We start from the raw sequence: 23,539 nt of genomic DNA, 5'->3' as shown, positions 1-23,539 counted from the left end.
GCAGCCAAAGGGCGCAGATTTTCTGCGCCCTTTTCCATTGCTCGTCTATAGATTTTATATGATACTCTCATATATGATCATGATTCTCGTATGTGAGCTATGCTGGACAACCTCTCAATCCGCCTCGCCAGTCGCTTGAATGAGCTGCGTCAGGGACGCGGTTGGTCGCTCGAACACTTAGCTGATCAAAGCGGCATCAGCCGCGCCACCCTGTCGCGGATGGAGAAAGGCGATGTCAGCCCGACCGCCGAATCTCTTGGCCGTCTGTGCGCCGCTTACGGGTTGCCCATGTCGCGGTTGTTGATGATGGTCGAAGACAGCTTTGATCCCAAGGTCCCTTTTGAACGCCAACCGGAATGGAGCGATCCTGAAACCGGGTTTACCCGACGGTCGGTCTCTCCTCCTGCGGCGGGTCTGAGCGGTGAGGTGATGGAAGGTCACCTGCCGCCTGCAACAGTCATTTCTTATGATGCACCGCCAAGACCCGGGCAGGAACACCATCTGATTGTAATGGATGGAGCCCTGACCCTGACAGTCGACGGTGTCGGCCACGCGCTGGGTGGCGGTGACTGCTTACGGTATCATCTGTCCGGTCCGACGCGGTTTGAAACCGGACCCGCTCGCGGTGCGCGTTATCTTCTGGTTCTGATATGATTACACGGTTGACCGACGCATATTTCGACAGCGCGCTGGATGATCTGGCCGAAATTCTGCATGGCTGCGTTCACTCCGGGGCCAGCATCGGTTTCATTCTGCCCTTTTCGATCGAAGACGCGTGCACCTATTGGCGGGATCGAGTGCAACCGGAGTTGCGATCAGGCAATCTGGATCTGTTCGTCCTTTACGGAGATGGACGCATTCAGGGAACCGTCCAGCTGATACCGGCAGCCATGCCGAACCAGCCACATCGCGCCGATGTGGCGAAACTGCTGGTGCACCCGGAAGCCCGACGTCGGGGGCTGGGTCGGGCGCTGATGGCGGCGCTCGAAACGCGGGCAGCGGAACTGGGCAAGTCCATGCTGGTACTGGATACGCGCAGTTCGGATCCATCGCGAATTCTGTATCAGTCGCTGGGTTTTCAGATTGCCGGAGAAATTCCGAACTACTGCCGCAACCCTTTCGAAAACCGATTGGAGCCCACGACCTACATGTACAAAGACCTGAGTTAGAGCGCTGTTTCCGCACATTTGAGCCAAAACAACTACCGATACCCCAGCGGATCAAGGTAAGTTTTTAAGTATATCGTGAGCTGCACATCATCGATGCCATGAGAATGCACTCTTCTCTCATCAAGAACTACCGAGCGAACCTGTCTGCTGGTACAGAGCTTCTGCATCCACCAAACTCCAGCGCGTGCTAGATACGGCTCCGTCTGGTTTCATGGGCGGACCTGTTCATCAAAACCGCAAAAAGCCCAAGGTCTGACCGGCTGGCATGGCCTCTGTATCGGCCGGGATAATGGCTAGCCCATCAGCCTCGGCCAGCAGGGCCACGCGCCCGCTATAGGAGTCCGCCATCAGGCGCAGCCTTGGGGTGCCGTCCGGTGACGTGCCCTCAATGCAAACCGGGCGATACTCCTGGCGTCCTGATTGCCGCCGCAGCGGTTCGGCCAAAACGGCCTGTTCCGGCGTTTGGCTCGTTCCTTGAAGCCCGGCGCGACGCGCCATCATGTGCGACCCGATGATCTGCCACGTCACAAATGCTGAAACCGGATTTCCCGGTAAACCAATGTAAAGCGCATTTCCACGTCGCCCGAACATGATCGGTTTGCCGGGCTTCATCGCCACTTTCATCACATCGGTCTCGCCGCCGATTTGGCTGAAGATACGCGGCATGTGATCCTCGTCCCCGACCGAAACGCCGCCTGTGGTGACGATTAGATCGGACGAGTCGCAAGCCTCGCGCAAGACCGGCTCCAACAGCACTGGGTCATCATCGACCGGCCCCTTGTCCATTAGGTCGATCCACGGTTTGTCCAACAATGCCAGCAGCATATAGCGGTTCGAGTTATAGATCTGCCCGGCATTCAATGGCACACCGGGCTGACACAACTCGCTGCCGGTCGAAAAGATCGTAACCCGCAGCTTGCGATAGACCGAGACCTGACCGTAACCCGCTGAGGCCAACGCGGCAATCTCACGCGGGCCGATCTCACTTCCCCGGCGCAGGATTGGTTCACCGGCCTTCAGGTCTTCGCCCGCCCGGCGTATATGCTGGCCATTCTTAGGGCGGCGGGTGAACCGGATTCCTTCAGCCGTGACTTCGCAGTCTTCCTGCATCACGATCGCATCGAAGTCCGCGGGGACCGGCGCGCCGGTAAAGATGCGCAGCGCGCTACCACTTGGCGCAGCATGCGCGCCGCCGTCGCCAGCAGCCACGCGCCCACCAATTTGCAGGTCGTAAGTCGGGCCTTCACCAAGATCGGTCAGACGGACGGCATAACCATCCATGGCCGAGTTGTCGAAGGCCGGCATGTCCACTTTGCTGACGCAATCCTCGGCCAGAACGCGCCCTATCACCTGTCCCAATGGCAAAATCTCAGTATCAATGATCGGCCGGGACGCGGCCAACCCCCGGCTCAGCGCTTCGGATACCGAGAGATACAGATTGGTTTGGCGGTCGCAGCCGCAGCCGTCAGCCATGTTGTGCCTCCAGTTGCACTAAATGTCCTTCAAACCCCCTGCGCTCGGCCTTGGCCACCGGGGCGACCCCCGCCGATCGTGCAAGCATCATGGCCATATCGGCCTTGTGGGCAAACTCCATCTATCCCTCCGGGTTCAGGCCGCCCGAGAGGGTTTCCCCGGCAGATCGGCCAAAGCGCTGGTCATCACTGGCCATTGCATGCGACGCACTTGGTCGCGTAGCCCGGCCATTTTTTCGCGGCCAATGAACACCACTGCTCGGATACTTTCATTGACATAGGTCACGCTTCGCTGCTCAGGGTTGGCCAGCAAGAAAGGTAAGATGGCAGCCTTGGCATACTCCGACGTGGTTTCCGGGAGAATACGAATGGTTTCCGGACGCGACTCAGAGGCAACCACTTCCGGCCCCGGTCGCTTGTTTGCCAATTTCGGTCCTTCATTTTCTGAACATAACTGTGGACCAGTTCAAATCGGGTGGCCTCGTTGGAATTTCGGTGGCGCTATCCCTTGGAACCCGCGGGAACGTTTGTAACCGCAAGCCGAGCAATAGGCGTGAAAACAGTGCCATTGGCCCAAAATACGCGCCAATCCTACGTTTATTTTGCCATTCTGTTGTGTACTACTCTACCAAAATGGCAATCTTTTGCTGGAGGGACTTGTGTTATGAAGTTGCGGCCATTGAACAGCGAACAGTGTTAGGCAAGAGATCAAAGCAGGTGAACGTTGTGGCCGAAACACGATCCAAGATCTTGCACCCAACACTTCTGGTTGTATTCCCCGAATTCAGTTGCCCTGCGGCTTCTAACAAGAAATGTCCCGTGGATAGTATTTGAGACCTCTCGGCAAAATTGGCTTTTTGTGCGTATTTGTGAGTGAAGGAAGGATATTGCTGTGAACTCCCGTTACTTGGTATGTTGCTTGGCCGCGCTCTCGATTTCGGGATTTGTTTTTGCATTCCTTTTTGGCTCTGCAATTGGTGACATGGCGTTGTCGTTTTCGCCCCTCACCGAAAACGGGTTGTCACGTGTCGCAGCTGACCCAGTGTTTTTTGTTCTGGTCTCTCCTGCCCTCACATTTTGCGCAACACTATGGCTGATCGGCCCAAGTACAATTGCCTATGTTGGCGCGAGGCGGCCGGAGAACATCCTGGATAGTGTCCTCGGCGGCATTGGAGTGGGCTTTATCGCGATGCCGGTGCTGGTACTGCTGCTCGGGGCCGTTATTTCAGAACCGCTTACATTAATTCACGTGCTCGTTGCTGGTGGTTTATTGTTGTTTCTTGGTCTGGTCCTTGTAGCTCGGCAGGACACCTTTGAAGTCAGTTGGACAGGCATAAGTGCCGTTGTTGCTGCCATCGCACTTACCTGGGTGCTCGTTGCAATCCTGGCTCCGAAAATCTACTTCGAAGCATTCAATGATGATGGCGCACAAGCATTGGAAAGCACCATACGGATTGTGCGTGCGGGTACACCTTTTTGGCCGCCGGGCTCCGGCGGATTGAATAGCTATCCTACGTTCAACACACTTATCAATCACGTCCCTTCGACACTGTATGCATTGTTCTTGGGCGAATCCGAGCCTGCCGTTCGTCTTGTTGGCCCGGTCGGATCCGGCATCCTGCTTCTGGCCATCTGTCGTCTGAGTGTGGCTATCCGAAAGCAATGGAACTTCCCAATCACAGATCTTGCGCTGATCGGCTCTACGCTCATCGTCTTTGCGATTTCACTTAGCTATTCAGGTAGCTACGAGCAATATGCCGACATGGCGATGCCCTATGCGCGCGAAGTCTTGTTCTGCGCGATGGTCCTGGCGGCGTTCGGATACATCGTCGCGGGGAAGCTTGCAGAAGCTGCGGTTTTCTCAGCCCTTTCAGTCATATCAGTGCCTACGGGCGGACCTCTCATATTATTTTTTTCGGGCCTGTTGTTTCTTTTCGCGGGACAAGGGCGGCGAGCGTTCTTAATAAAGGTTGCCGCTGCGGTCATTGCGGCACTTTTGATTTTGCAAGCCTGGTATGCACTCTCGCAGTCTATGGGCTGGCCGCTTCCCGGTTACGAGTTCGATGTGAGTGGAGCGCCGGGACGTTTTCGCTTCCTATCTTTTGTTGATTTCGAACGCTTGCCATACCTTCTATTGCCGGCGGCGATCGTTCCTGTTCTGGCGGCACCGATACTATTGGTTCGCGGCACGGTGATCGTAAAGATTCTGGTGTTCGTTGGGCTTTGCTACGCAGCGTTTTTCTACACTCAAGGTTTCCGCTCGTTGTTGCATCACATGGTCCCGGCCTGCGCAATACTTCTGGCAGCATGGTACGCTGGGCTAGGCCCTGGGACGTTGCCCCGATATGTTTGGGCGGCGGGTGTCATAGCAGCGCTGTTTCTTGTTCGCCCAGCAGTATGGGAGCTTGAGCACGGGCCTCAGCGTCAGGCTGCCGGGATTTGGATGCACGAGGAATTGCGAGGCGATTACAGTGTTCAGACCGTCTTGAACCTGAATTCAGCTCTCGGAGAGATACTGCCATACGTAAATTATCGGGATCGTTTTGACCGGGATGTGACCGGGAATGACATAATGGTCGCAAATGTTTATGCGCGGCGCAGTTGGGCGGACAAGTCGACTGCCGCCGTCATCATGTGCCCGGTCGGGCGCTGCGAAGAAAAACTTGCATCAAGTTTTGGCAACTTGTCGGTCCATGTCACAGCCGAGGACAAGCTCGCCGCTGTGGCTGAGCCACCGGCCACAACTTATCGTCTGTCGTCAATGCTTTGGTTTGCCCCGGAAAAAACATTCAGAAACTATTTTGCGGTTCAAAAACAATCCGATCGTTTGATCGACGCAAAAGAGACCCTGCTTTCTCTGATCGGGCGTTAGCCCGTCAGAAGGCAAGCGTCGCCCCTTGAAACCAATTGGGCCGTTTCCTATGTGGCGCACACTTAACCCGGTGCAATTCATCCTTTTGGGTGAGGGTCAAAGCCAGCAATGTTGAACGAATCAGCCAACAGCTGATCTTTCTCGTCACGGTTATTGAATTGCTTTGATCCCGGCATAGGACCGCCTGAATTTTTGATAGGACTCCTCGAAACCTTCTCTCAAGGTCTCATTCGTATCGAATTGAGCATGAAGCTCCGGCGCAAGCATGATCTCTTCCGGCTGACCCTGTCCTGCAGCAATCATGGCCAACCGTGCCGCGCCAAGCGCCGCACCGAATTCTCCTGACGCTGGCTTTGCCAGAGGCACCCCCAGAACCGTGGCAATCAACTCCAGCCAGTAGGGCGATGCGCTGCCACCGCCAATTGCCACCAGGCGATCGAACCTCACGCCTGTCGCGCGCAAGGCGTCGAAGCTGTCGCGCAACCCGAATGCCACCCCTTCGAGAACGGCGCGTGTCATGTCCTCTCGGCTCGTATCCGCGGACAGGCCAGTAAATCCACCGCGAATGGCCGCATCATTATGAGGTGTTCTTTCACCGAAAAGATACGGAAGAAAGCGCACCTCTCCGGGAGCCGAGATCGAATCGCCCAGAGCGGAAGTGAGCGACGAGGGCTTGTCACCGACTATGCGGGCCAGCCAATTCAGGCTTTCGGTGGCCGACAGCATGACGCCCATCTGATACCAACGCCCGGGAACAGCATGACAGAAGGTGTGCATGGCGGACTCCGGTGCGGGGCGACATCCATCTCGCGCGGCCAACAAGACGCCGGAGGTGCCCAGCGAGACAAACCCCTGCCCCTCTTCCAAGGCTCCGATACCGCAAGCCGCGGCCGCGTTGTCTCCGGCACCACCTGCAACGATGACAGGACGGGAAAGTCCCCATTTTTGCGCCAGTGTCGCGCGAAGCATGCCGGCACTCTGGGTTCCTTCTACCAATTTCGGCATCTGGTCCTTGCGCATTCCTCCAGCCTCAAGCAGCTGTTCCGACCAGCGACGCCGTCTGACATCGAGCCACGACGTGCCGGCACTGTCTGACATGTCAGCAATGAATTCGCCGGTCAGATAGTGGTTGAGAAACGCGGCTGGCAAAAGGACTTTCGAAACCCTTGCAAATGCCTCCGGTTCATGGGTTCTGATCCACGCCAGCTTTGGCGCGGTGAAGCCCGGAAAGACGATGTTGCCTGAAATACGCCGGACCTCGGGTTGTGCGTCAAGTTCTGCGGCCTCGGCATGGGAGCGGGAATCATTCCACAGAATGCAGGGACGTATCACGGCATCATTGGCGTCCAGCAGTGTCGCTCCGTGCATGTGTCCGGCGACGCCAATGCCGCATAGGTCGCCGAAGGCTGTGTAGCGGTGCCGCATTTCGTCGATGGCGCCTTCGAGCGCGACAATCCAGTCGGCAGGATTCTGTTCGGACCAGCCGGGGCGCGGATGCTGCGCATCATAGGGGCGTTCGGTCGAACCGATTGGCACGCCTTCCTTGTCGACCAGAAGGGCGCGCAGACCCGAGGTGCCCAGATCTATTCCCAGAATCGACATCCACCCCCCCCTTGCACAGGCGCGCACCATCTCCACGATACCTTGCGATTGAACCCTTCTGAAGGCTTTCGTAAAGGCTCGGAGGGTTTTTCGCCTCCGTTCGGGGTATTCGCAGGCCCATCAAGGCACCTTATGGCCTGACGATGCATCTGCATCGTCAGGGTCGACCGGGTAACATCAATTTTCTGATAAAGGTGTTCCAACCCCGTGGGACCGGCCGACATGACTTCCGCATTTTAGACAGATCGGATCAGGCATTGACCTGATTGCCTCAACACTTCAGCGGGCGCTGGGGATAACGGTAGGGCAATTCCCGATCAGCGGTTGATCGCGAAACGTGTTGCCCGGTTCAGACGTCGATATCCAGTGCCAGCGCGTGAATACGTGCAACGACGTCACCCAGCGCGGCGTGAACGGCCCGGTGCCGCGCTACGCGGGACTGACCCTGAAACGCCTCGGACCGGATGCGTACGTTGAAATGACTCTCTCCTCCGTCACGGTACCCCGCATGGCCGCGATGGCTCTCGCTGTCGTCGATCACTTCCAGCTCGCGCGGGTTGAAAGCCGCCTGCAGGCGGTCGCGGATTTCTTCGGTAACGGTCATTTTTCGCTCGGCGGCAAATTTTTTGCCGCTCCCCTCTTCTACTCTCTGTCCCTTACGTTAAACTGCCGCCTCCGAGTCGAAAAGACGCGTTCGCAGGAGCACGCCCATGGTGAAATCAGACCCGTTCGGATTCGATATGTCCGTTTCCAGCGCCAAAAAGAAGAATCCGCGCGGTCGTCGGGGCATGTCAGGTGCGTCGGAAACCTCGGTCCGAATCTGTGATCATGAGGGCTGCGAAGAAGCCGGAAAATTCCGCGCACCCAAGGCGCCGGACGTATTGGACGATTTCTACTGGTTCTGTCAGCAGCACGTACGCGAGTATAATCAGAAGTGGAATTTCTTCGACGGTACCACCGAGGCCGAACTGAACGCGCAACGTTCCAAGGACAAGGTTTGGGAGCGTGAGACCAAACCCATGGGCGACCCCGAGGCCCGCGCCTGGGCCCGTTTGGGTATTGAAGACCCGCATCAGGTTCTTGGTGGGAACGCAACCAAGAATCCCGGCCGTACCGCAGGTGGCGGCGGCCGTCGTTTGCCGCCGACCGAGCGGCGCGCAATTGAAATCCTCGAAGCCAAGGACAGCTGGACCAAGGCCGAAGTGCGCAAAGCCTACAAGAAGCTGATCAAGGTCCTGCACCCGGATATGAATGGCGGCGACCGCTCGCAGGAAGAGCAATTGCAGGAGGTTGTCTGGGCCTGGGATCAGATCAAGGACAGCCGGAACTTCAAGTAAATTCCCGGCATTCAACTCAAAAAGGGCGCCTGAACCGGCGCTCTTAAGCTCATTGGTATGTCCCGATCAGCCGCCCTGATTGCGCTGAAGCGACTCCAGAACCTGATCGATCGAGAAACTGGCCGGTTTCTGTCTTGGCGGGTAGTCATTGAACGTAGACAGGAACTGCGCGACAAACGCCTGCGCGGGAACCAGCAGGTAAGTACGGTCTAGGCGCCATTTCGGATAGCCTATCGATTCATGCTCGGCGCGCTCAAACGGGTCGGAATACAGATCGATGATCTTCGGCAGACGCAGGAATGTCAGCGGTTCCTGCCAGACATCAAACCCATGGGCACGTTGTTCGGCAAAGACCACTTTCCAACGGTTGTAGCGCAAGTTCACAAGATCGCCGCCGTCAGAGAAGTACAGAAACTCCCTGCGTGGTCCTTCGTCCGTTTCGCCCTTGAAATATGGCAGGAAATTGTAACCGTCGAGGTGCACCGGTTCGTTGCCATTTCCAAAAGGCGCCTCGGTCAGCATGATCTCTTTCATGTTTGCATCACCCTGCGCCGCCATGAATGTCGGGAACCAATCGAGGTGGCTGATGATCTCGTTGGACCGACGCCCCGGTTCGATCACCCCCGGCCATTTCAGCAGCAACGGAACGCGATAGCCGCCTTCCCAGTTGTCGTTCTTCTCGCCACGGAAGGGGGTTGTGCCGCCGTCTGGCCAACTGAACACTTCGGCCCCGTTGTCGGTCGAATACATGACCACGGTATTGTCGGCGATGCCAAGCTCATCCAGTTTGTCCAGCATCTGGCCGACCATCTTGTCGTGCTCAACCATGCCGTCCGGGTATACGCCCAAACCTGTCACGCCCTGACTTTCCTCCTTGAGGTGCGTGAAAATGTGCATGCGGGTGGTGTTATACCAAAGGAAGAATGGTTTTTCCTGCTCGACCGCTCTGTCGATGAAATCCAGCGCGCCGACCGTCACCTCTTCATCGATCGTTTCCATTCGCTTGCGGGTCAGGGGGCCGGTATCTTCGACATTTCCGTCCGCACTGGATCGGATCACACCGCGAGGGCCAAACTGTTCGCGGAATGCGGGGTCTTTGGGATAGTCCACATTCTCGGGCTCTTCCTCGGCATTGAGGTGATAGAGATTGCCGAAGAATTCGTCGAAACCATGATTGGTCGGCAAATGCTCGTCCAGATCGCCCAGATGGTTCTTGCCGTACTGACCGGTCATATATCCCTTGGACTTCATGTATTCGGCAATGGTTGGATCTTTTTCACTGATCCCCTCTTTTGCTCCCGGCAAACCGACCTTCAGCAAGCCGGTGCGAAAACCGGACTGCCCGGTGACAAAGCTTGCGCGGCCCGCTGTACAGGATTGCTCGCCATACGCATGGGTGAACAGCATGCCTTCGTTGGCGATGCGGTCGATATTGGGGGTTTCATACCCCATCATGCCCTGGTTGTAGGCGCTGACATTCCAGTAACCTATGTCATCGCCCCAGATGATCAGAAAATTCATTGGCTTGTCTTGAGCCAGAGCAGGAAAGGCTAATCCGATCCCCAATAGCCCAGCGGCAATGCGCCGTTTCGTACTTGCGAATTTCGACATTTCATTCCCTCAATTACGACCTTGAAAATTACGGCTTCCAAACGCGTGACATCACACACCTTGTAGCAGCCATTGTCATTATACATGAAACATTCGCGATTTGTGTTAAGCTTGCCGACTGGTGTTTGATCGGCCCTGTTCATGACCATGAACCACACTCTGCTCAAAGCACTGGCACGTCTGAAACCGCGACCGCAACGGTCGACCAAAAAGTTGAGGCGGTTCAATTGGGCGACAGTTTGGTTCAGTGCTTGATAAGGGCGCTGAGTTTTTTCAAGCTGTTACAAATAACCGTTACGGCCTGTCTCATGGGCCGCTTTGACAGCCCATATCCGAAAAAGACCTGTCCCAATTGGAACGCGATATGGAACACCTCATTTACCCTGTACATGCGATTTCTTTGTTGGTTGCTCTCGGCTCGGCCCTGTTGCTGAGCGCATATCTGGCGCTGAACCTGCGTCTCCCGCAGTTAGGATTGTGGCCTAGCGCCAGCGGATGGCGCCATCATACCGCCTTTGGCCTGTTCCGGCTGTTTTGCGGTGCGACGGTGGTTTTCGCATTCAGCGAAGTCTGGGTAAACGGTTGGGGGCATTGGGTGCGTTACATGATCGGTGTTCCGATCATGGTCCTGTCCTTCGGGATCACACTGTGGGGCTACCGTTTTCTGGGCCTGGACAACACCTATTGCGAGAGTGACGGCCTGGTGACGGGCGGCATGTATGCCTATTCCCGAAACCCGCAATATGTGACCTCGGTTCTGGCTACGGTCGGATTGGGCATCGCCAGCGGTTCGTGGGCAACCCTGGGATTGGCGGCGGCATTGTTCGTAATCTACTTCTTATTCGTGCTCAACGAAGAACGCTGGTTGCTGCAGGGCTATGGCCGCGCGTTTCACGAATACATGCAATCGACCCCGCGCTTCGTGGACGAACGCAGCCTGATCCGGGTGCGTGACGCGATCCTCGAATAACCGGCGCTTGCACGTCCATAAGTCCAGTTTCAAAGAAAGACCGCACTAGTCCGGGGCGCGCGCGGCTTTCCCTTGCCCTTGCCCGCAATATGTTGCACCACACACAGGTTCAAACCCGCCGGGCGGGGCAAAGGATAAGGACAAGACGCATGGCTGACGGATCGATCGACATCAACGCAAAACCCACCGAAGATATCTCGGTCCGTGACGTGTTCGGCATTGATACCGACATGAATGTCAAAGGCTTTGCAGAGAAAAGTGATCGTGTGCCGGTCGTCGACCACACTTACAAGTTCGACCCCGAAACGACGTTGGCCATTCTGGCGGGCTTTGCCCACAACCGCCGGGTGATGATCCAGGGCTATCACGGCACCGGGAAATCGACCCATATCGAACAGGTCGCCGCGCGCCTGAACTGGCCTGCTGTTCGCGTGAACCTCGACAGCCATATCAGCCGGATCGACCTGATCGGCAAAGACGCCATCAAGCTGCGCGACGGCAAGCAGGTCACCGAATTCCACGAAGGCATCCTGCCCTGGGCCCTGCGGAACCCGGTCGCAATCGTCTTCGACGAATACGACGCGGGCCGCGCCGACGTGATGTTCGTGATCCAGCGCGTGCTTGAGCATGACGGCAAGCTGACCTTGCTGGACCAGAACGAGATCATCACGCCGAACCCTAACTTCCGCCTGTTTGCCACGGCAAACACCGTCGGTCTGGGCGATACGACGGGTCTCTATCACGGCACGCAACAGATCAACCAGGCTCAGATGGACCGCTGGTCGCTGGTCTCGACGCTGAACTACCTCAGCCACGACGCAGAAACGATGATCGTGTTGTCGAAGGCACCGCATTACAACACCGAGAAGGGCCGCAAGACCGTCAGCCAGATGGTTACCGTCGCCGACCTGACCCGAACCGCCTTTATGAATGGTGACCTGTCCACCGTCATGAGCCCACGCACCGTGATCAACTGGGCGCAAAACGCCGAGATATTCCGCGACGTGGGCTATGCCTTCCGCCTGTCGTTCCTGAACAAGTGCGATGAGCTGGAGCGTCAGACCGTAGCCGAATTCTATCAGCGCTGCTTTGACGAGGAGCTGCCCGAAAGCGCGGCAAGTGTGAGCTTGGGGTGATGAACAGCACACATTATTCGTTGTCGCTGACGCGGGATAGCGTAGCTGCAGGGGATGATGTGTCTGCACCTCATCGTGCCACGCTTACCATTCCTTCGTCTGTAACGAGCCTTGATCTTTGTGAAGCTATTCAGTCGAAAAACTATCTGGCGTGCATTTCGGGAGGTAAAGCAACCTGGGTTGTAGAACTGGACGATGTGCCTGTAGGCGTCATAGCACAGCAGTGGAAGACGCCTAAGCCCATTGTATCGGACCTGAAACCAAGCCAGAATTCTCGGATACACTGCAGATATTTGTTGCAGCAAAACCCAGATGTTGTTTTTGCCCGGTACATTGATCGGGCTTCGGGGAAACCAGAATGAGCAAACCAAACGACAACCCCGCCGATCCGTTCAAGAAAGCCTTGGCCGAGGCCACCAAGGTCATGGCCGATGATCCCGAGCTGTCAGTAAGCTATACCGTCGATCCTTCGGGCCTGTCGGGTGAATCGATGCGGTTGCCGCAAGTTTCACGCCGGATGACGCGAGAGGAAGTGTTGTTGGCGCGGGGTACTGCGGATGCTTTGGCGTTGCAGCGCAGGTACCATGACGATGCGACCCATGCGCGTTATGCGCCGCCCGGAGATATGGCGCGCGATCTCTATGAGGCGATGGAAACCGCGAGGTGCGAAGCGATGGGCGCGCGCGATATGCCCGGAACGGCCAGCAACATCGACGTCAAGATCGGGCATGAGGCGATCCGGCGCGGCTATGACCAGTGCAAGCAGCCAGCCGATGCGCCTCTGTCCGTGGCGGCGGGGTATCTGATCCGGCATCTGGCCACCGGGCGCGATCTGCCCCCTGCCGCTGAAAACATCATGAACCTGTGGCGCGGGTTCATCGAAGAGCAGGCTGGCGGGACACTGGAGAATCTGGACGAGATACTCTCGGATCAGGCTGAGTTTGCCAAATTCGCTCGGCAAGTGATCAAGGATCTGGGATATGGCGATCAGTTGGGGGATGACCCCGATGAGCTGGACGACGAGCAGGAAGATCAGGCCGAGGACGACGCAGAGGAACAGCCGGATCCCGACAGCACCGGTCAGGATGATCAGGACGAGCAGGACGCGGATGCAACCCCTGAGCAGACGCAGGAAGAGCAGCAGGACCAGTCTCAGGCCCAGGTCTCGATGGACGAAATGGCCGAGGATGAAATGGGCGATGAGGCCGAGATGCCCGAAGGCGAGGCGCCGATGGAACCGCCCGCCCCGCCGCCGGCCTCCGAGGCCGATCCCGACTACAAGGTCTACCTGAACACATTCGACGAAGAGATCGCGGCCGAGGACCTGGCCGAGCCTGCGGAACTGGAACGTTTGCGTGCCTATCTGGATCAGCAACTCGAGCCGCTGAAAGGCGCGGTCAGCCGTCTGGCCAACAAGCTGCAACGCCGCCTGCAAGCACAACAGAACCGAAGCTGGGAGTTCGATCGCGAAGAAGGCATTCTGGACGCGGGCCGCCTGGCGCGGGTAGTGGCAAACCCGACCACGCCGCTCAGCTTCAAGGTCGAGAAGGATACCGAATTCCGCGATACGGTGGTGACGCTGCTGCTGGATAACTCGGGCTCGATGCGCGGCCGTCCGATTTCAATTGCCGCCATTTGTGCCGACGTTCTCGCGCGGACGCTGGAACGCTGCAACGTGAAAGTCGAGATTCTGGGCTTTACCACGCGGGCATGGAAAGGTGGTCAGGCGCGTGAGGCGTGGCTGAACGACGGGCGCCCTCAGCAGCCGGGACGTCTGAATGATCTGCGTCACATCATCTACAAAGGTGCGGACGCCCCTTGGCGTCGCGCGCGCCCGAATCTGGGCCTGATGATGAAAGAGGGCCTGCTGAAGGAAAACATCGACGGCGAGGCACTGGAATGGGCACATCGCCGGATGATCCAGCGGCGCGAGCAGCGCAAGATTCTGATGGTGATTTCGGACGGGGCTCCGGTCGATGATTCAACGCTGAGCGTGAACCCGGCCAATTATCTGGAAAAACACCTGCGCGACGTCATTGCCATGGTCGAAAAACGCAAGATGGTCGAGCTGCTGGCCATCGGCATCGGTCACGACGTGACCCGATACTATGACCGCGCGGTGACAATCACCGATGTCGAGCAGCTGGCCGGCGCGATGACCGAGCAACTGGCGGCCCTGTTCGACAGCGACCCGCGCGCGCGGGCCCGTGTGATGGGGATGAAACGGGCAAGTTAAACCCGTTGACCCCGCCCTGCCGGACGGAATAGCATCCCTATCAGCCAGTTCTTCACGACCGATCCTGTTTTTCGTTCGGTTCCGGGCTGGCGTGCCTTGTACCTGTGCCGAACGGCGGTGTGGTGCAACAATGCGGTGTCGAATGGCGGCATCATTTGTATCTCCTGTCTGTTGCCTTCAATCTGGCAACCGCGCTGCCTTCCCGCTTGAAGACAATCCTGAGAAATCCCCGAGAAACCTTTGGGAATGCCATTGAACCTTGTGGCTTCTAACGAAACGGAGTGTATTCGGCCCATGCGCTATGAGTTTGCAGATTGTGTTCTGGACGTGGACCGTCACGTGCTTCTGCGTGGCGGTCAGACTGTACCGGTCGAACCCCAGGTCTTTGATCTGTTGGAATTGCTGGCCGAACGCCCCGGCAAGCTGGTGGCCCGTGAAGAGATCATCGAGCGGGTCTGGAACGGTCGCTTCGTTTCGGAATCGACGATCAGTGCCCGCATCGCTGCGGCCCGCAAGGCGGTGGGCGACGATGGCAAGGCGCAGCGGATTATTCGGACGATTGTGCGGCGCGGGTTGCAAATGACGGCGGAGGTTCACCGCGAGCCCAAGCCCGAGCCCGAGCCCGATCCGAACGGCAACAGGCGAATGCAGCAACTGAAATACGCCCGAGGCCATGATGGCCAGGCGATAGCATTCGCCGTATCCGGCGAAGGTCTTCCGGTGCTGAGGGTGGGTTCGATCGTTTATGACCTTGAGGCGGAATGGCGGCTGACATCAGAACGCGCCTATCTGAAAGCGATGGACGCCAAATTCACGATGCTGCGTTACAACAAAAGCCAGCAGTCCCATTGGGGCGATCCCTGCCGGGCGAACTACGAAGGGGTGGCAGAGGATATACTGGCCGTGACACAGGCCGCAGGGTTCGACCGATTTGCCATCGTCTCGGAATTTGGCGGCGTATTCTCGGCCCTGCAATTTGCCACGAAATATCCCGAACGTGTCAGCAGGCTGGCCATCGTGGGCGGCTGGGCCGAGGGCCGTGATCACCGTGAAGGCGTGGCCGGGCCGGATTCGATCCGCAACCTGATCATTGAAGGCTGGAAGGATCCAGGCAGCGGTTATGCCGTCGGCTCACTGCTGAGCTATTTCCCTGAAGGCCCGCTTGAAACGGTGCGCGAGATCGTGGACGAGATGCAAGCGCTCTATTCCGTCGAACAGAAACTGTATCAGCGGGACAGCGGGAACACCGCTTCGATCCTGCATCTGCTTCCAAAGGTGCAATGCCCGACGTTGGTTCTGCACGGTCGCAACAGCGCTGTGCATCCCTTGTCAGAGGCGCGAAAGTTGGCAGCGGGTATTCCTGATGCGTCACTGGTCATACTGGAGACTGCCAATCACATTCCCCTGCCCGGCAACGATGTTTACGAAACCTATATCGAGACGCTGCAAGGCTTCCTCGGGGCAACTGAATAACGTCGGGCCGAGGTGCTGGACATTTGCCGCCGCAGGCCTCAGGTTCCCCGGCATCGAGACAAGAATGAGGCCACCATGTTCCAGTCCTTCGAAGTCACTGCGCGCCCGGAACAGGGGCCGCCTCGCCTGGCTGCCTTGCGCGCGGAGATGACGCGTGAAGGTTTGGACGGGTTCCTGATACCACGGTCAGATGCACATCAGGGGGAGTATGTGGCCCCTCGGGATGAGCGGCTGGCGTGGCTGACCGGGTTTACGGGTTCCGCCGGGTTCTGCGCGGCGCTCGCGGATATCGCCGGGGTGTTTATCGACGGGCGCTATCGCACTCAGGTCAAGGCGCAGGTGGCCAGCGACTATACACCGGTGCCCTGGCCCGATGTCAGCCTGAGCACCTGGCTGAAGGAGCAGTTGCCAAACGGAGGCAAAGTGGGGTTTGATCCGTGGCTGCATGCTGCGGGACAGGTTGCAACGGCCCAGAAAGAATTGAATGGCAGCAAGATCGAGCTGGTGCGATGTGACAATCTGGTAGACCGGATCTGGGAGAATCAGCCGGACCCGCCAATGAAACCGGTCAAGGCGCACCCCATTGAATTCGCCGGAGAAAGCGCCGACAGCAAAATCGGCAGACTGGCCGATGATCTGAAAAAGGCCGGGCATTCGGCAGCCGTTGTCACCCTGCCCGATTCCATCATGTGGTTGCTGAATATTCGGGGCTCGGACATTGCACGCAACCCGGTGGCACACGGATTTGCCATTCTGCATAGCGACGGTCGCGTGGATCTGTTCATGGCCGCGCAAAAACTCGCAGAACTTGAAGGGCATTTCGGACCGAAGGTGACACAATACGAGCCCGACGAATTTCTTGCGGCGGTCAGCCGATTGGGGGGCACCGTTCAGGTCGATCTCGGCACTCTGCCTCAGATCGTTGCGGACGCTCTGGGTGACCGGATGATCGACGGCGGTGATCCTTGCGCACTTCCCAAAGCCTGCAAGAACGAGGCTGAAATAGCCGGCAGCGCCGAGGCACATCTGCGCGACGCAGTTGCCGTCATAGAACTGTTGTGCTGGCTGGACGCTCAAGCCGCCGGCAGCCTGACCGAAACACAGGTGGTCACGCGGCTTGAGGAATTCCGCCGCAAAGACAACGCGCTTCAGGACATATCGTTTGAAACCATTGCCGGTACCGGGCCGAACGGCGCAATCATGCACTATCGGGTGACCGAAGAAACGGACAGCCGGTTGGAGAACGGTCATTTGCTGGTTCTGGACAGCGGCGGCCAGTATCTGGACGGCACAACCGATATCACCCGGACCATCGCAATCGGTAATGTCGCAGACGAAGAGAAAGCCTGCTTTACGCGGGTCCTGAAAGGCATGATCGCCATGTCTATGCTGCGCTGGCCCGTTGGTCTGGCAGGGCGCGACATTGAATGCGTCGCACGACTGCCAATCTGGATGGCCGGGCAGGATTTCAACCACGGTGTCGGGCACGGTGTCGGCGCTTACCTGAGCGTTCACGAAGGGCCTCAACGCCTGTCCCGGATCAGCCACGTACCGCTTGAACCCGGTATGATCCTGTCGAATGAGCCGGGGTATTATCGGGAAGGCGCGTTCGGTATTCGCCTCGAAAACCTCGTGGTGGTTCAGGAAGCACCGGCCTTACCGGGCGGAGACACGGAACGCGCGATGCTGTGCTGGCGCACACTGACCTACGTCCCCCTTGACCGTCGGTTGATCGTGGTCGACATGCTGACCGCAAGCGAGCGTGCCTGGTTGAATGAGTATCACCGCGACGTCGCGGAAAAACTGCGGCCCAGGCTGGGCCCTGACGCACAACTGTGGTTGGATGCCGCAACTGCCCCGTTGTGACATCGAACTGTTACATAAAGCGGGCACCAGATGGGGGCCCGACACGACGAAGGAGACCGAGGGAATGACAGATCACATCACGATCCGCCGCCTGCCAGGCAAATGGACCGTCCGCTCTGGAGGAGCAATTCTGGGCGAAACCAGCAATGCGCTGGAACTGCTTGAGGGCGATCTGGACCCCGTGATCTATTTCCCGCGCGCCGATATCGCCATGGCCTTTCTGGACCAGACCGACAAGGTGACTCACTGCCCCCACAAGGGCGACGCGACGCATTTCTCGATCGTCAACAAATCCTCGGTCACCGACAACGCCGTCTGGAGTTACGAGGAACCAATCCCCGCGGTCGCGGAGATCAAGGAACACCTGGCGTTTTATCCAAACGACTCGGTGAAGGTCGAACAGCTTTAACGCCCTCATGCAGGCCTTTTGCGTCAGATTTATTGGCGCAGCTCTTCGAGTTGCGCCAAGAGTTCTGTGCTGACGGCAACGCCGGTTCTTGTGGCCGAGGCCCGCTTTGACAGCCTGCCGTCCCCCGGCACCCGGGCCTCACCATTGCCTTCGATTTCCGCGCATATCCGGGTGATGTAGTCACCAAACACAGGGTTGCCAAATCGGGTCGGGTCAATGGCGATCATGGTGGCGCCGCCCTTGATATTCAGCGCTCCGTGAGCTTCGCGCGAAGCGTTGTCGACAGACAATGTTCCGCCAGCAAGCGCTGCGCCCAGAACCTCGATCAAGAAGGCAATGGCTGCGCCCTTGTGCTCGCCAAATGGCAACAGGCTGCGTGTCTCAAGGATGGCGTTGGGGTCGGTGCTGGGAGAGCCTGTCGTATCCAGGCCACCCGGACGTGGCAGATCATGCCCCTCGGCCGCAGCCATTCTGACATCCATAAGCGCCACAACTGAGGAAGCCTGATCCCAGACAATCGGCTCTTTCCCGTCGCGCGGGCAGGCAAATGACATCGGGTTTGTTCCGAATACAGGGCGAATACCGCCCTGCGGTACAACCATGGACAACGAGTTCACGACGCCCAAGGCTACCAACCCGGCCTGTGCCAGCGGTTCGGTGTCAAAGCGCAACGCCGCCAAGTGGTGACAGTTGCTGCAGGTAAAGGCGGCAATTCCGTTTTCACGCGCCAACGCTATCAGTTCGACCCGCGCCTTCTCGGCGGCGATCTGGTAATACCCGTTGTCACCATCGGCGCGCAGAACGCCAGGGGCCAGACGCTCAACCGTCGGGCTGGGCGTAGGATTGGCATATCCCGAAGTAAAGCTCTGCGCGTAGACCGGCAACATGCGCAGCCCATGGCTGCGTGGGCCGTCACGCTCGGACAGCATTACCAGATTTGCCAGAACGTTACTGCCTCGCTCGTCCATCCCGACTGATACCAGAACGGACTTGGCTAGGGTCCTGACCTCTTCAAGTGAGAGCGTTTTCGTCGAGATGTCGGCCATTTCCATAGTCCTGTCCTGTATTGGCGCTAAAGGGCGCAGGTGCCCTAGTTTGATCTTTGTTAGCTTTGGTATTCCGCGCGCTTTTTGGCAACAAATTCATCCAGCGCGCCGCGTTGATCGTCAGGCATGAAGGGCCGAACGTAATTGTCCAGAATGCGTCGCGCTTCTATCTGACCGACGATTTCGGCTGTCTTCGATCCCTCTGCTTCCCATTGTTCAAAACTGTCATTGTTCTGCAGTTGGTTCATATGCATCGGGTTTTCACGCGTATGATCGGTGCCAAGGAAGTGACCGCCGGGACCGATATTGCCAATATCCCCCAGAAGAGCGTCCAGGTCTTCGTCCTGAAGGCCGCTGAAGAAGCGATGGAAGTTTTCCAGTTGCAGGGCGTCCTGCACCCACTTGGAATAGCTGACGCCCAGTGCGCCTTCAAGAAACCCGGCCGAGTGAACGATGTAGTTGGCACCGCCCAACAGAACGGGCCACATGGAATTGGCTGAATCATACCCTGCTTGCATGTCGGGGGACTTCGAACCGGTCCACATGGTACAGGTCCGCCAGGGCACCTGATAGAAGCGGGCCATCTGCCCGACCAGCAGGTTCATCAGCCCCGGTTCAGGAGAGCCCATCATCGGCGCGCCGGTTTTCATCGAGACACCCATAATCGCCACGCCCAGAACCATCGGTGCGCCCCGGCGGATTATCTGGCTGTACGCCATGCCTGCAAGGCCCTCCGCGATCAACAGCGCGACGCCGCCCTGCGGACTTGCCGGAGTTGAGGCACCCGCCAGTACGAAAGGCGACAACAGGCAGGGCTGGTTGGCAGCCGCATAGACCCGCAGGCTTTGCAGCATGGTTTCGTCCCAGACCAGCGGGGTGTTGCAGTTCAGAAGGGCGGCCATGACCACATTATTGTCGACGAACTCCTCACCAAAGACGATACGGGCCATGTCAACACTGTCTCGGGCAGCCTGCTCGGACAGAACCGAGCCCTTGATGGGTTTGTCGGTCAGGGTCAGTGCCGCATGTACCAACTCCAAATGGCGCTGCGGAACCGGAACATCCTGCGGTTCGACGGGCAGGATACCCGGAACCATCATAGCCTGGCTCATCTGACTCATCTTGAAGAAGTTATGCGCGTCTTCCAGTGTCGAAGGGCGGCGAACACCGTCCAGGTCATAGACAAACGGGGCCCCGTAGGCGTTGGCAAAAACGGAATTTCGCCCCCCCACCCGCAAGGAGCGATCAGAATTGCGCGCGGCATAACCCCATTCCGAGGGCACGGACGAAATCAGATCCATCAGCATGTCGCGCCCAATCCGAACCCGCTGGCCATCGACATCCGCACCGTGTTTTTTCCAATCGGCCAGCGCTACAGGATCGCGAAACTCGATCCCGGTCGTTTCGAGGATGGTCATCGCCGCGTTGTGAAGCCTCTCGACGCCGTCCGGTCCAAGCAGATCGATGGGGCCCACCCGGCAATTCAAGGTCGACAGATACGCTGGCGGCGGGTTTGTGCGGGCGCGCACACGCGCGGCACGACCGCCGCGGGCTGAACGTGGATTTGGCTGTGTCATGTTTCCACCTCTCGCTCAGGCCCGCGCGCGGGCACTGGTGGGATCAACGGCGCAAATGTCGATGACCTCGGCATCTCGCATTTCGTTATGGATCAGCACCTTCAGTTCTGTGCCAGCGGCGGTCAGTTCCGGCGGGACCAGCGCCATTGCAATATCGTGATTGCAATAATACGAGAACCCGCCCGAGGTGACGCGCCCGATCAACTTGCCATCCTTGTAGACACCTTCGTCAAACATTACCGAGGTATCGCAGAACGGCAATTTCAACGTGACCAGGCGGTTGTATCCACCCTCATCCTTCTGTCTCAGAAGGGCCGCCTTGCCGATGAATTCCCTGCCTTCGGTCACGACAAATCGATCCAGGCTCGCCTCATACGGCGTCATGTCCTTGCAGATCTCGCGATTGATCGCGCGATAGGATTTTTCGAGGCGCATGGATTCCAACGCCTCAAGCCCAAAAGGTTTGACGCCCGCCTTCAACAGCAGGTCGACAAGATGGCGGTTGTAGCCGACCGGGTGGTGCAATTCCCATCCCAGCTCACCGGTATAAGAGACGCGCAGCAGGTGCACGTCTTTGGCGTACCCGACCTCACCCATTTGCGCCGAAAGCCAAGGGAAGGCCGCGTTCGACAAATCGTTGTCGGTCAGCGGTTGTAGAATCTCCCGCGCCTTTGGCCCGGCCAGAGCGATCACGCCTAGCTGTTCCGAGATATCCTCGATCACGACCGAGCCATCCTTGGGCAGAACGCGCTGCAACTGATCCCAGTTATACGCGCGCCAATTCGGCGTCGAGATCAGATAGAAATCATCCTCGGCGTAGCGCACGATCGTGTATTCCGCATCCATACCGCCCTTGTGGTTCAGCATCAGTGATAAGGTCATGCGGCCGACCTTGGGCAGCTTGTTGGCCATGATGCTGTCCAACCACGCCGCAGCACCGGGGCCGCGCACGGTGAATTTGGTCATCGGCGACATCTCGATGAACCCCGCCTCCTCGCGAGTTGTGCGCACTTCCTCCTGCACCCGTTCCATATGATCGGTGCGGCGGAAGCTGTGTTCGGGGATGGCCTCCTCCGGAGTCTGCGCAAACCAGCGTGGGAACTCATACCCGTTGAAACTGGTCCAGACCGCCCCCTGCGCGGTCAGCAGGTCATATGACCCCACGGTTTTCATAGGGCGCGCGTCAGGGAAATCCTCACCCGGGACATGGGCATCCATATGCGTGCCCCAGGTTTCGCGCACCTTGTCCATGGTCCAGCGCTTGGACGCATAGTCAGAGAAGCGACGCGGGTCCAGTTCCGACATGTCCATCCCCGGGTCGCCGTCGACAATCCACTTGGCCAGACGGTTCCCGACTGTGCCGCCCCAGAGAATACCACCGGGCATACCCTCGGCCAACCACAGGTTCTCATGTCCCGGAGCCGGCCCCGCCAGCGGCAGTTCGTCCGGTGTCATCTGGAACGGTCCACGGGTGTTGGCCTTGATGCCGATCTCTCCCAGCGTCGGCACACGTTCGATGGCGCGTTCCCACTGCGTTTCCACTGCGTCGAAGTCTTCGGGCAGCAAGTCTGCCCCGAAATCCGGCGGCACGCGGTCTTCCGCAAACAGCTTGAGGTCTTTGGTGAATTCATACGGGCCGAACTGAATTCCACCTACATCTTCTCGCAGATACGCTCCGTAATCTTCATCCCGAAGGATGGGAAATTCCGGCAAGCCTTGCGCGCGGCGCTCTTTCAGCAGCGGAACGGTTTCTGTGGTCCAGTACTGGTGGACAATCGGAATACAGGGCAGATCAAGACCGACGCGACGCGCGTTTTCGCGGGCATAGTTTCCAGTCGCGAAGATCAGGTGCTCGCAGGTGATGTCACCCTGATCGGTCGTGACTTTCCAGTGGCCGTTGTCCAGCTTTTCGTATGATTGCGCTTCTGTGTTCTGATAGACCTTGGCACCCGCATCGCGGGCCAGTTTGGCCAATGCCATAGTGATGTCCGCCGGGTTCACATACCCATCTTCGGTATGGAGGATCCCGCCACGAATCTGCTCGGACTGGTTCAGCAACGGGTGGATTTCGGCAATCTCCTCCGGTGTTACCAGTTTACAGGGAACCCCGGCGGCCTCGGCGATTGAGATGTAGGATTGAAATTCGTCCCAACGCTTCTCGGTATTTGCGATGCGCAACTGACCCACTTTGCGCAGACCGACCGAGCTTCCCAACTTTTGCTCGACTTCGGTATAGATGCGGATCGTCTCCATCGTCATCTTCGAGACGTTGTGCGAACGCACGAAAGTCACCAACAGACCCGCCGCATGCCATGTCGAACCCGATGTCAGGGTCGTCCGCTCCAGCATCACGGCATCCGTGCAGCCTTGTTCGGTCAGCCCGTAGAGGATCGACGCGCCCACGCATCCACCTCCGACAACCACGACTTTCGCATGTGATTTCATCTCAGGCTCCTCCATATGTTGCCGGGTAGATTTGGCGCGACCTGCATCGTCTGGCCTGGGCAGGCCAAAATCAAGTAAGCATGGCGATCCAAATGATACGAGACCTCAATAGGTTCACTGGATCAATTACAAAAAAAATAATGCTGGATTAGCTGACCTAAGGCATTGGTAATGCTTGGTTGGGCCCGAGTTTCGTTTGCGAACCGAATAACAATAATCCTTCCAACTCCAGTCCCGACCGCCACATTCCCCATCCCGCCCCGCTTGCTTCCACAGTGCTTTCACTTGTGTTGGCGGAATGCAAAAAGCCCTGCGGGT

Annotated in this window: 20 protein-coding genes; 11 read left to right on the top strand and 9 right to left on the bottom strand. The window is 58.0% G+C overall.

Annotation, left to right across the window (positions count from 1 at the left end; genetic code table 11):
• Window positions 1-99 precede the first annotated feature (99 nt).
• Both AC2TEL_RS21175 and AC2TEL_RS21170 read left to right on the top strand, forming a co-directional pair.
• The gene (locus AC2TEL_RS21175; protein WP_480906800.1) at window positions 100-654 is read left to right on the top strand and encodes a helix-turn-helix domain-containing protein; all 555 of its coding nucleotides are present in this window, start codon (window positions 100-102) and stop codon (window positions 652-654) included.
• A gap of 8 nt (window positions 655-662) precedes the next feature.
• Entirely contained in the window at window positions 663-1,169 is a 507-nt protein-coding gene (locus tag AC2TEL_RS21170) for an N-acetyltransferase family protein (protein ID WP_480906797.1), read from the top strand.
• Between the two features lie 228 nt (window positions 1,170-1,397).
• On the opposite strand, the gene AC2TEL_RS21165 is transcribed toward AC2TEL_RS21170, so the two are convergent.
• The 3 genes from AC2TEL_RS21165 to AC2TEL_RS21155 are packed head-to-tail and all read right to left on the bottom strand — an operon-like array spanning window position 1,398 to window position 3,068.
• Window positions 1,398-2,642 carry a molybdopterin molybdotransferase MoeA gene (locus AC2TEL_RS21165; protein ID WP_480906794.1) on the bottom strand — a complete coding sequence of 415 codons (1,245 nt, stop codon included), beginning with the start codon at window positions 2,640-2,642 and terminating at the stop codon, window positions 1,398-1,400.
• Complete coding sequence (locus AC2TEL_RS21160; protein WP_480844551.1) at window positions 2,635-2,763, bottom strand: hypothetical protein; 129 nt, start codon at window positions 2,761-2,763, stop codon at window positions 2,635-2,637. Before AC2TEL_RS21160 ends, AC2TEL_RS21165 begins: the two co-directional genes overlap by 8 nt.
• Before the next feature lie 14 nt (window positions 2,764-2,777).
• Entirely contained in the window at window positions 2,778-3,068 is a 291-nt protein-coding gene (locus AC2TEL_RS21155; RefSeq protein WP_480844550.1) for a hypothetical protein, read from the bottom strand.
• A 492-nt stretch (window positions 3,069-3,560) separates the two neighbouring features.
• Between AC2TEL_RS21155 and AC2TEL_RS21150 the strand changes: the two genes are divergently transcribed.
• A complete protein-coding gene (locus AC2TEL_RS21150) occupies window positions 3,561-5,513 on the top strand; it encodes a hypothetical protein (RefSeq protein ID WP_480906791.1) in 1,953 nt (650 codons plus the stop codon).
• Between the two features lie 150 nt (window positions 5,514-5,663).
• Here AC2TEL_RS21150 and xylB read toward each other — a convergent pair whose 3' ends face one another.
• Window positions 5,664-7,115 (bottom strand): xylulokinase, encoded by a 1,452-nt coding sequence (gene xylB, locus AC2TEL_RS21145; protein ID WP_480906788.1) that lies wholly within the window; start codon window positions 7,113-7,115, stop codon window positions 5,664-5,666.
• Window positions 7,116-7,464: 349 nt separating this feature from the next.
• Window positions 7,465-7,719 (bottom strand): BolA family protein, encoded by a 255-nt coding sequence (locus tag AC2TEL_RS21140; protein ID WP_480844547.1) that lies wholly within the window; start codon window positions 7,717-7,719, stop codon window positions 7,465-7,467.
• A gap of 106 nt (window positions 7,720-7,825) precedes the next feature.
• On the opposite strand from AC2TEL_RS21140, the gene AC2TEL_RS21135 reads away from it, so the two are divergent.
• On the top strand, window positions 7,826-8,452 hold the full coding sequence (locus tag AC2TEL_RS21135; RefSeq protein ID WP_480844546.1) for a J domain-containing protein: 627 nt from the start codon (window positions 7,826-7,828) through the stop codon (window positions 8,450-8,452).
• 66 nt (window positions 8,453-8,518) lie between these two features.
• Here the strand turns inward: AC2TEL_RS21135 and AC2TEL_RS21130 are convergent, their stop codons facing one another.
• The gene (locus AC2TEL_RS21130; RefSeq protein WP_480844545.1) at window positions 8,519-9,973 is read right to left on the bottom strand and encodes an arylsulfatase; all 1,455 of its coding nucleotides are present in this window, start codon (window positions 9,971-9,973) and stop codon (window positions 8,519-8,521) included.
• Window positions 9,974-10,427: 454 nt separating this feature from the next.
• On the opposite strand from AC2TEL_RS21130, the gene AC2TEL_RS21125 reads away from it, so the two are divergent.
• The 7 genes from AC2TEL_RS21125 to AC2TEL_RS21095 all read left to right on the top strand — a co-directional run bounded on the left by AC2TEL_RS21125 (window position 10,428) and on the right by AC2TEL_RS21095 (window position 18,153).
• On the top strand, window positions 10,428-11,033 hold the full coding sequence (locus AC2TEL_RS21125; RefSeq protein WP_480844544.1) for a methyltransferase family protein: 606 nt from the start codon (window positions 10,428-10,430) through the stop codon (window positions 11,031-11,033).
• Between the two features lie 149 nt (window positions 11,034-11,182).
• Window positions 11,183-12,169, top strand: coding sequence for a cobaltochelatase subunit CobS (gene cobS / locus AC2TEL_RS21120; protein ID WP_480906785.1), 987 nt, complete (start codon window positions 11,183-11,185; stop codon window positions 12,167-12,169).
• Window positions 12,169-12,531 carry a hypothetical protein gene (locus AC2TEL_RS21115; RefSeq protein WP_480906782.1) on the top strand — a complete coding sequence of 121 codons (363 nt, stop codon included), beginning with the start codon at window positions 12,169-12,171 and terminating at the stop codon, window positions 12,529-12,531. Before cobS ends, AC2TEL_RS21115 begins: the two co-directional genes overlap by 1 nt.
• Window positions 12,528-14,405, top strand: coding sequence for a cobaltochelatase subunit CobT (gene cobT / locus AC2TEL_RS21110; protein ID WP_480906780.1), 1,878 nt, complete (start codon window positions 12,528-12,530; stop codon window positions 14,403-14,405). Before AC2TEL_RS21115 ends, cobT begins: the two co-directional genes overlap by 4 nt.
• Before the next feature lie 294 nt (window positions 14,406-14,699).
• A complete protein-coding gene (locus AC2TEL_RS21105; protein ID WP_480906777.1) occupies window positions 14,700-15,878 on the top strand; it encodes an alpha/beta hydrolase in 1,179 nt (392 codons plus the stop codon).
• Window positions 15,879-15,953: 75 nt separating this feature from the next.
• Complete coding sequence (locus AC2TEL_RS21100; RefSeq protein ID WP_480906774.1) at window positions 15,954-17,744, top strand: aminopeptidase P family protein; 1,791 nt, start codon at window positions 15,954-15,956, stop codon at window positions 17,742-17,744.
• A 64-nt stretch (window positions 17,745-17,808) separates the two neighbouring features.
• On the top strand, window positions 17,809-18,153 hold the full coding sequence (locus AC2TEL_RS21095; RefSeq protein WP_480844537.1) for a DUF427 domain-containing protein: 345 nt from the start codon (window positions 17,809-17,811) through the stop codon (window positions 18,151-18,153).
• 29 nt (window positions 18,154-18,182) lie between these two features.
• Here the strand turns inward: AC2TEL_RS21095 and AC2TEL_RS21090 are convergent, their stop codons facing one another.
• Genes AC2TEL_RS21090 through AC2TEL_RS21080 form a run of 3 tightly spaced genes read right to left on the bottom strand, consistent with a single transcriptional unit; the run spans window position 18,183 to window position 23,221 of the window.
• Entirely contained in the window at window positions 18,183-19,205 is a 1,023-nt protein-coding gene (locus tag AC2TEL_RS21090; protein WP_480906771.1) for an Ldh family oxidoreductase, read from the bottom strand.
• A gap of 53 nt (window positions 19,206-19,258) precedes the next feature.
• Window positions 19,259-20,776 carry a trimethylamine methyltransferase family protein gene (locus tag AC2TEL_RS21085; RefSeq protein ID WP_480906768.1) on the bottom strand — a complete coding sequence of 506 codons (1,518 nt, stop codon included), beginning with the start codon at window positions 20,774-20,776 and terminating at the stop codon, window positions 19,259-19,261.
• 15 nt (window positions 20,777-20,791) lie between these two features.
• Window positions 20,792-23,221, bottom strand: a complete 2,430-nt coding sequence (locus AC2TEL_RS21080) for a GcvT family protein (protein WP_480863215.1) — start codon at window positions 23,219-23,221, stop codon at window positions 20,792-20,794.
• Window positions 23,222-23,539 lie beyond the last annotated feature (318 nt).

The organism is Ruegeria sp. HKCCD9138 (genome assembly GCF_057220975.1).
Note: the sequence above shows the minus strand (reverse complement) of the source record. Positions and strands in the feature narration are given on the sequence as shown.